The organism is Candidatus Amarolinea dominans (genome assembly GCA_016719785.1).
Taxonomy (GTDB): domain Bacteria; phylum Chloroflexota; class Anaerolineae; order SSC4; family Amarolineaceae; genus Amarolinea; species Amarolinea dominans.
Genome location: JADJYJ010000029.1, coordinates 150,597 through 156,841 on the forward strand (window position 1 = coordinate 150,597; position 6,245 = coordinate 156,841).

6 protein-coding genes are annotated in these 6,245 nt (G+C 64.2%); all 6 read left to right on the forward strand.

Annotated features, from left to right (window positions below; all coding sequences use genetic code 11):
* Positions 1–53 precede the first annotated feature (53 nt).
* The 6 genes from IPM84_22480 to IPM84_22505 all read left to right on the forward strand — a co-directional run bounded on the left by IPM84_22480 (position 54) and on the right by IPM84_22505 (position 5,370).
* Positions 54–1,106, forward strand: coding sequence for an Mrp/NBP35 family ATP-binding protein (locus IPM84_22480; GenBank protein MBK9095468.1), 1,053 nt, complete (start codon positions 54–56; stop codon positions 1,104–1,106).
* Positions 1,106–1,738 (forward strand): YdcF family protein, encoded by a 633-nt coding sequence (locus IPM84_22485; protein MBK9095469.1) that lies wholly within the window; start codon positions 1,106–1,108, stop codon positions 1,736–1,738. Before IPM84_22480 ends, IPM84_22485 begins: the two co-directional genes overlap by 1 nt.
* Before the next feature lie 43 nt (positions 1,739–1,781).
* Positions 1,782–2,834, forward strand: coding sequence for a Ppx/GppA family phosphatase (locus IPM84_22490; GenBank protein ID MBK9095470.1), 1,053 nt, complete (start codon positions 1,782–1,784; stop codon positions 2,832–2,834).
* Positions 2,835–2,849: 15 nt separating this feature from the next.
* Entirely contained in the window at positions 2,850–3,338 is a 489-nt protein-coding gene (locus IPM84_22495) for a hypothetical protein (protein ID MBK9095471.1), read from the forward strand.
* A gap of 776 nt (positions 3,339–4,114) precedes the next feature.
* On the forward strand, positions 4,115–5,098 hold the full coding sequence (locus tag IPM84_22500) for a choice-of-anchor B family protein (GenBank protein MBK9095472.1): 984 nt from the start codon (positions 4,115–4,117) through the stop codon (positions 5,096–5,098).
* Entirely contained in the window at positions 5,056–5,370 is a 315-nt protein-coding gene (locus IPM84_22505; GenBank protein ID MBK9095473.1) for a hypothetical protein, read from the forward strand. The genes IPM84_22500 and IPM84_22505 overlap by 43 nt, the downstream gene beginning before the upstream one ends.
* The last annotated feature ends 875 nt before the right edge of the window (positions 5,371–6,245 follow it).

Here is a 6,245-nt window from a genome sequence, read left to right on the forward strand (position 1 = left end):
AAATGCGGACAAGAACAGGAAGTTGTTTCTTGACAAGCCCTGAGGACAAGGACATGTTTGGTAAGAATCATCAAGTGACGGAGAAAGATGTTTTACGGGCGTTGAGCGCGGTCATAGAGCCGGAACTGCACCGGGACCTGGTCACGTTGAACATGATCAAGGACATCAGGATCGCGGGCCAGGAGGTCGGATTTACGATTGTGTTGACGACGCCGGCCTGCCCCCTGCGTTCGCAGATCGAGAGTGAGGCCTCGGCCGCGGTGGCCGCGCTGCCGGGCGTGGCGCAGGTGCAGGTCAACTTCGACGCCAACGTGAGGACCGATCGGCGTATTGCCGGCAAGCTGGATATTCCGGTCAAGAACATCCTGGCGGTGGGCAGCGGCAAGGGCGGCGTGGGCAAGACCACGGTCGCGGTCAACCTGGCCGTGGCGCTGGCGCAGATGGGCGCCCGGGTGGGCATTCTGGATGCCGATATCTACGGCCCCAATGTGCCGATGATGATGGGCGTGCATGCCATGCCCAGCCCGCGTGGCAACAAGCTGACGCCGCCGGTGGCCTATGGCGTGGAAGTGATGTCCATGGGCTTCCTGGTTCCGGCTGGCGAGGCGCTCATCTGGCGCGGGCCGATGCTGCACAGCGCCATTCGCCAGCTCTTCACCGATGTCAACTGGGGTGACCTGGATTACATCATCGTTGACTTGCCGCCGGGCACCGGTGATGCCCAATTGACCCTGGCGCAGTCGGTGCCGTTGGTTGGCGGGGTCATCGTCAGCACGCCGCAACAGGTGGCCCTGTCGGATGCGGTGCGCGGCCTGGCGGCCTTTCGCAAGCTCGAAGTGCCGATCCTGGGCATCGTGGAGAATATGGCCGGCGATGTCTTTGGCAGCGGCGGCGGCGAAGCGGCGGCCCGGCAGTTGGGCGTCCCCTTCCTGGGCCGCATCATGCTCGATGCCGCCATCCGCAGCGGCGGTGATGTCGGCCAGCCGATTGTGGCGGTTGACCCCGACTCACCGCAGAGTCAGGCCTTCCGCCAACTCGCGCAAGCCATTGCGGCGCGCATCAGCGTCATGTCCATGCAGCCAGACCCCGAACTGCGCATCATCTGATGCCACCACCCTCTGAACCCCTGCTTGGGCGACGCGTGTTCGAGCTGGTCCGCAATCTGATGGCGCTGTTGGGCGTCTTCACCACCGTCTACGTGGTGGGCCTGACGCTGATCATCTCCTGGCAGGCCAGCCGTGACGAGGCCCGGCCGGTTGATGCGATCGTGGTCCTGGGCACGGCACAGTACAACGGCCGGCCGTCGGCGGTGCTGGCCGCGCGGCTGGATCATGCCATCAGCCTGTACAATCAGGGGGTGGCGCCGGTGCTGGTGACAACCGGTGGCTCCGGCCGCGATTCCCGCTTCACCGAAGGCGGGGTAGGGCGCACCTACGCCATGGGCCAGGGCGTGCCGGCTGGCGCGATCCTGAGCGAAGAAGGCGGCGCCAGTTCGTGGGAAAGCCTGCGCAACGTCGCGGAACTGCTCGAGGCGCGTGGCTGGCGTCGCATCGTCCTCGTCAGCGACCCGTTTCACATGACACGACTGAGCTGTGGCCTGGGTTTGGAGCCGTCCGCTTCGCCCACGCGTACCTCGCCGATCTCTTACCGCCCCGCGGCCGAGATGTTCTACGTGCTGCGCGAAGTGGCCGGGGTGACCGTCTACGTTCTGACCCAGGCCGCCGCAAGCCTTCTGTGAGCACCGCCTGGCGCCTGGCCGGGTGCAGACCGCGAGGAACAGCATGGGGATAGTCCAGTCGCAGCGTATGGCGATTATTGACCTCGGCTCCAACACCGCGCGCCTGGTGGTCATGAACGCGATCCCCGGTTTTTCCTATCACCAACAGGACGAGATTCGCGAGGTGGTGCGTTTGCGCCAGGGCATGAGCAAGAAGGGCCTGAGTCGCGAAGCGATCGGGCGCGCCCTGGCAACCCTGCGGCTGTTCAAGCGCTTTTGCGACAGCACGCAGGTGGACATCATCCTGCCCACGGCAACCAGCGCCGTGCGTGAAGCGGCCAATGGTCCGGCCTTCATCGAGCAGGTGCGCCGCGAGGTGGGGCTTGACCTGCGCATCCTGAGCGGCGAACAGGAGGCGAGCTACGGGGTGCTGGGCGCACTCAATGAGGTTGCCTTCACGCAGGGCTTCGTGGTGGACATCGGCGGCGGCAGCGCGCAGATCAGCGAGGTGCGCGACCGCCGCTTTTTTGCCGGCGTCTCGTTGACGCTCGGCACCCTGGCGCTGACCGAAGGGTTCATCAGGAACGATCCCATCAAGCCGGCTGAGTTCGAGGCGGTGCAGGCCGAGATCGGCCGCCAGTTGGACAGCGTGACCTGGCTGGGCAAGGGGAGTGGGCCGCTGATTGGCCTGGGCGGCGCCATCCGCAACCTGGCCAAGATCGAAGCGGCTCGCCAGGCCTACCCGCTGAATACCCTGCACGGCTTCACCCTGCGCCGGGCCTCGCTGGAGCAGACGATCGAACTGCTGCGCAGGCTGCCCCTGACCGAGCGCCAGGCGATCCCCGGCCTGCGCACCGACCGCGCGGACATCATCCTACCGGGCGCGTTGGTCATCCGCGCCATCATGGAACGCCTCAAGGTCAACGAGCTGACCGTTTCGGCCAACGGCCTGCGTGAAGGGGTCTTCTTCGAGCACTTCTGGCAGCATTTTGCCTATCCGGTGATTCCGGATGTGCGGCGCTTCAGCGTGCTCAACATGGCGCGCACCTCTACAGCTATCAGAAAGCACACGCCAATCATGTGCGTTACCTGGCGCGGCGCATCTTCGAGCAGTTGATCCCGCTGCACGGTTATGGCATGGCCGAGCGCGAACTGCTGGACGCGGCGTCCCTGCTGCGACATCGGCACCATCATCAGCTATCAGGACCATCACAAACATTCGCAGACGCTGATCGTCAACGCCGGCCTGCCGGGCTTCACCTCGCGCGAGACTGCGCTGATTGCCCTGCTGACCCGTTTTCACCGCAAGGGTAAGCCTGAGCCGCTGGAGTTCGCGCCGCTTCTCAAGGACGGCGATAACATTCTGCTGACGCGCCTCTCCGCCATTCTGCGCCTGGCCGAATACCTGGAACGCGGCCGCAACGCCACCGTGGACGACGTGAGCGTGACCTGGGGCGATGATTACTTGCGCCTGACGCTCATCGCCGACGAATACCCGGCCGTAGAAGTTTGGGACGCGCAGCGCAGCGCCCTGCCGCTGGTGGAAATGGCCTTCGGACGCCGCGCCCTGCTGGACAGCGTCGCCGCACCGAGCGCGTGGCGCGACAGCGTTGCGGCCTGAATTCCCCTGCGCGCTTGACAACTCAACCGGGCAATCCTTCCGTGCTGACGAAACGGAAACTTCTCCACTTTACAGAAACGGGCCTTTCCCTTACAATAGCGGCCTCTGCAATCCCCAGCCGTGCCAACGGCTCAACCGTGTGCCAGGGTTCAATTCAGAAAGGAAAACCGACCGATGACTCGTGCAATCGTCCCATCTCGTGCCCGCCTGCGCCGTTTTTGTCTGTTACTCTTGATGTTCTGTCTGCTGGGGGCCGGGTTGGTTCCAAGCGCCCTGGCCCATCCGAGCCGGCCGCCGCTGATCAACCGGCCCAAGTCTGTCTTGCCCACAGTCTGGAGCGCGCCCACGCCCGCGGTTCAGCGTGGCTCTGACGGGCTGACCGACGAAAAACCGACCCCGCTCACCGACGCGGAACGCGCGGCCATCGTGGACAGCGCCCGCGCCTACCTGGCTGAAGGCCCGCACGCCGGTGGTTTGCCGGCGGGCGGCGGCGTGATCAGCGGCTTCGAGTGCCTGAACGTGGACCTGTTGTCCTGGATGCCCTTGAACGCCTTCAGTTCTGGCCCCACCAGTGCATCCAATATCTGGGAGTACCTGGCGCCCGATGGACGTGAGTATGCGGTCATTGGGGTGCGCAACGGCACGGCTGTGGTGGATATCACCGACCCGGCCAATCCGTTGGAAGTCGGCATCGTGCCCGGCTATAGCAGCACCTGGCGCGAGGTCAAAACCTACAACCAGTTTGCCTACATCTCTACCGAAGCGTCCGGCCAGGGATGCAGATCATTGACCTGCGCGATCTGCCGCAGAGCATTGCGCTCGTCAACACCTACACCGGCAACGGGTTGGGCACCATTCACACCCTCAGCATTGATGCACAGAATGGCTATCTCTACCTGAACGGTTCCAACCTGGCTAACGGCGGCCTCATCATCCTGGATGTCCACACCGATCCGATCCATCCGGTTGAAGTGGGGCGTTGGTCCACGCGCTACGTTCACGATTCCCAAATCGTCACCTATCCGCCCAACCATCCCACCTACGCCAATCGCCAGATCGCTGTTCCTGTACACCGGCGCGCGAGCATTGACATTGTGGATGTCACCAACAAGGCCGCGCTGGTTCTCTTGTCGCACACCACCTACACCGGCCTGGCCTATTCGCACCAGGGCTGGTTGACGCCGAATTTCCAGTACATCTACCAGGACGATGAACTGGACGAGCAAAACAACCTGGTGCCCAACATGACCACGCGCATCTTCGATGTGAGCAATCTGTCCAGCCCGCAACTGGCCGGCACCTATGTGGCGGCCAACAAGACGATTGACCATAATCTCTACATCCGCGACCACTTCCTGTATGAATCGGACTACCGCAACGGCCTGCAGATTCTGAACATCAGCGGCCCACCTCGCCGGTGCTCACCGGCTACTCACTTATCCCGGCAGCAACTTCGGCTTTCAACGGCAACTGGGGCAATACCCTTCCTGCCCAGCGGTCACATCATCCTGGCCGACATCGAGCGCGGGCTGTTCGTGCTGCGTTTCAATGAACTGCCCGGTTCGACCACATTCACCATCGCCGCCGCGCCGCAGGCGCTGAATGTCTGCGCCGGCGGCAGCGCGCAATCCACCATCAGCATCGGTCAGATTCGCGAGTTCCTGCCCACCGTCAATCTGAGCGCCAGCAACCTGCAGCCGGAGATCACGGCCAACTTTTGGCGCCTCATCCTGCTGCCGGGCAGCAGCACCGCAGCCTGACGCTCAACGTGACGCCCAACCTGGAGCCGGGCAACTATCCTGTCCGCATCACCGGCGCCAGCGGTGCTGTCAGCTACCACACCGATTTGCGCCTGAATGTGGTCCAGCGTTTGTGCTGGCGGCGCCGGCACTGCTGTCGCCGGCCAACGGCGGGCAACAGCGGCGTGCTGGCAACGCTCCTGGCAGGCCCTGGCTTCGGCGCCAGTGCGTATCGGTGCAGGTCTTCGACAATCCATTCCTCACCCGGCGCCCCGCTGTGGATACGACGGTGAGCGCGACGAGTTTCGCCACTCCCCAACGGCCTGCTCAACGCCAACGGCCGACACCTGGGCCTCGCCACCGTGGCGCGTGCAGGTGAAGGCGCATTCAGCGCGCCGCGTACGTTCACCGCGTTTGCGCCAACCTGTGCCAGGAACTGCTCCTCAACAATGGCTTCGAGGCGGCAGCAACCCGCCCGGCGGCCCGCCCTGGGGTCTGGAGCACCGAAACACACAGACTGTCATCCGCGGGAGGGGCTGCGTTTCTGGACGATGGCGCCACCATCTATCCGCACGGCGCGCGGTGGGCGGCGCGCCTGGGCGGCTATAAACAACATCGGCCCCACGCCCGATTCGCTCTACCAACTCGTTCAGCATCCGGCCGGCTAACGCCACGCTCAGCCTCTGTGGCAGATGCGCACCCAGGAGCAAAATACCGGCACGGTACTTATGACTTCTTCACGGTGCCAAGATCAGCGGACGGCGGCGGGCAACGATCTGCAGACCGTCGCGAGGCGGCAGCAACACCAGCCTGAAGGAGTGCGCGTGGCAGCCCAGACGTCGACCGTACCGGTTCCGCGGGCAGCACGCTGCGCCTGTTTGCGACATCACCACCGATCAATCACTGGCGACCTGGTTTCTACCCTTGACGACACCAGCGTGTCGGCCTGCGCGCCTCTGCGCCCACCTGCACGTGGGCCGGTCGCCCGTGCAACGCCGTAGACGTGCGCGCGACATTCACCATGGCCGAGGCGGTACCCACGGTCAACGGCCAGACTCACCTCAGTTTGATGTCAACAGCGCGGCGGGTTGGGCAGCAATGATGTCCTCGCCACCATCGTGGACGTCCAGGCCGTTCTCATCCGTTGGAACACCGTTGCCCGCCAGTA

What these genes read in the sequence shown, in the direction of transcription:
- IPM84_22490 (MBK9095470.1), top strand. Translation starts at nt 1,782, where the DNA reads ATGGGGATAGTCCAGTCGCAGCGTATGGCGATTATTGACCTCGGCTCC.
- IPM84_22485 (MBK9095469.1), top strand. Translation starts at nt 1,106, where the DNA reads ATGCCACCACCCTCTGAACCCCTGCTTGGGCGACGCGTGTTCGAGCTG.
- IPM84_22500 (MBK9095472.1), top strand. Translation starts at nt 4,115, where the DNA reads ATGCAGATCATTGACCTGCGCGATCTGCCGCAGAGCATTGCGCTCGTC.
- IPM84_22495 (MBK9095471.1), top strand. Translation starts at nt 2,850, where the DNA reads ATGGCATGGCCGAGCGCGAACTGCTGGACGCGGCGTCCCTGCTGCGAC.
- IPM84_22480 (MBK9095468.1), top strand. Translation starts at nt 54, where the DNA reads ATGTTTGGTAAGAATCATCAAGTGACGGAGAAAGATGTTTTACGGGCG.